General features: G+C 68.7%; 1 protein-coding gene. It reads left to right on the forward strand.

Annotation, left to right across the window (positions count from 1 at the left end):
• Window positions 1-240: 240 nt before the first annotated feature.
• Window positions 241-2,306, forward strand: a 2,066-nt coding sequence (locus tag Q4A20_RS14585) for a bifunctional UDP-sugar hydrolase/5'-nucleotidase (protein ID WP_303124086.1), incomplete at its 3' end; no start/stop codon positions are given.

Here is a 2,306-nt window from a genome sequence, read left to right on the forward strand (position 1 = left end):
ACGTGCCGAGGTCGGTAGAAGTTACGTGCCGAGGTCGGTAGATACAACCGTCGAGGTCGGTCGCCCTGGCCGGCCTCGACGCGTTGTTGGCGCGCCGCGGCCACGGGGGTTGCCTGGGTTGTCCGGTTGCCGATTATGTGGCTCCTGAGTGCATTTGGAGTCGCACAACCGATTCCAGTAGCGATGTGAAGTGGCATACACTGGGCGGGTCCTCCGCCCCACTGACCTCCCGGATCGCTCATGCCACACCTATACCGCCGCCTCGCCGCCTTCACGGCGGCCCTCGCCCTGGGCACCCTCACGCCGGTGCTCACCGCCCCGACCACGGCCGCCGCAGCGCCCGCAGATGACACCACCACGCTGAACATCCTCGGCATCACCGACCTGCACGGCCACATCGAGACCACCAGTGAGGAGCCCGGCGCCGTCACCCTGGCCTGCGAGGTCGCCGCCGCCCGCGCACGCAACCCCAGCACGCTGTTCGTCTCCAACGGTGACAACGTCGGCGGCAGCGCCTACATCTCCTCCGTCCTCGACGACCAGCCCACCATCGACGTCCTCAACGCCATCGGTCTGGATGTCACCAGCGCCGGCAACCACGAGTTCGACAAGGGCATCACGGACCTCGCCGATCGCCTCCTGCCCGCCTTCAACGCCCCGGTCCTGTCCGCCAACGTCACCGGCAATGCCGCCCTGGACGCTGAGGGTTCGGGCAACGGCACCTGGATCACCGAGGTCGACGGCGTCAGGGTCGGCTTCGTCGGTGTCGTCACCGAAGATCTGCCCAGCCTGGTGTCCAAGTCTGCGCTTGAGGGCCTCACGGTCGCCGACGCGACCGCCACCGCCAACGCGCGCGCCCGAACCCTCAAGGACGGGGACGCCGCCAACGGGGAGGCTGACGTGGTCGTCGTGCTGGCCCACGAGGACGCCGCCATCTACGGCAACCAGTTCAACGGTGCCGTCGATGCCGTCGTCGCCGGCCACACCCACGTGCCCTTCGCCGACGTCGTCAAGTCAACGGACGGCACGGACATCGCCGTCGTCCAACCCGATCACTACGGCCTCAAACTCGGCGAGATCGCGCTGACAGTTACCACGGCCGCCGACGGCACCAAGGACGTCACCGCCGCCACCGTCCGGAACCTCGACCTGACGGACTCCGACTGCACCACCGACGCCTACGGCGTGGCCGGGATCGTCGCGCAGGCCAAGACGGACTCCGAGGCCGCGGGCAACACGGTCGTGACCACCCTCGGTTCGAACTTCTACCGCGGCACCGACACCGGCTCGGACTACGGTGCCAACCGCTCCACCGAGTCCACCGCCTCCAACCTGATCGCCACCTCCTTCGCCTCCTGGCTCTCCGCAGATATCCAGCCGGACACCGACCACGCGATCGGGCTGATGAATCCCGGCGGTGTACGCGCCGATTACCGGGTCGGCGAACTCACCGCGGGTCAGGCCTACACGGTGCAGCCCTTCGGCAATGAGATGGCCTACGCGACCTACACGGGCGCCCAGGTCAAGCAGGTGCTGGCCGAGCAGTTCCAGCCGACGACGACGCGCGCCGCCCTCATGCTCGGAACTTCGGACAACGTCGAGGTCTACCTGGACCAGGACGCCGCCGACCAACTCGAGGACTACTTCACGCGGATCTCCACCGCTCCCTCCGAGGAGGAGAGGAACGCACTCCTGACCAGCCTCGCCGATGATATCGCTGACGCCCGCTCGCGAGTCATTGACGCCGTCTACATCGACGGCGAGTTGCTCGACGACGCGGCGAGCGTCACCGTCGCCTCCAACACCTTCCTGCTCGCAGGCGGCGACAACTTCGACACCCTCGGCGAGCGGACGATGGTCAACACCGGCATCCTCGACCGCACTGTCACCTCCGAGTACCTGGCGCGGGTCTCCCCGGCCACCGCCTCCTACCGCAAGCACCAGGTCGGCACCGCCCTCACGACCGACGGCGACACCGCGACGGCCCGCTTCACCGGCCTGAGCTATTCGGCCACCGCCGAACAGGGAGTGGGCGCCGCGGCCGTGTCCATCGGCGCCGCCGTCCCCATGACAGACGGCTCCACCCGCACCCTGGCGACGAGCGACGTCGATCAGACGGTCACTCCGGGCCTGCCCGAGACCGGTCGGGCGACACTCACCTTCTCGCTCCCCGACGGCGTCGCCACCCAGGACTGCACGGTGGGCGGCGTGAATACGAGGTGTGCGGTCGTCTCCTTCACCGTCACCGGCGCCGACGGCTCCACCCGTACCCTCGCCGTCACCGCCCGGGTCCCCCGCCCGGTCTC

Origin of the sequence: Actinomyces sp. (assembly GCF_030530635.1) — a bacterium.
Lineage (GTDB): Bacteria > Actinomycetota > Actinomycetes > Actinomycetales > Actinomycetaceae > Actinomyces.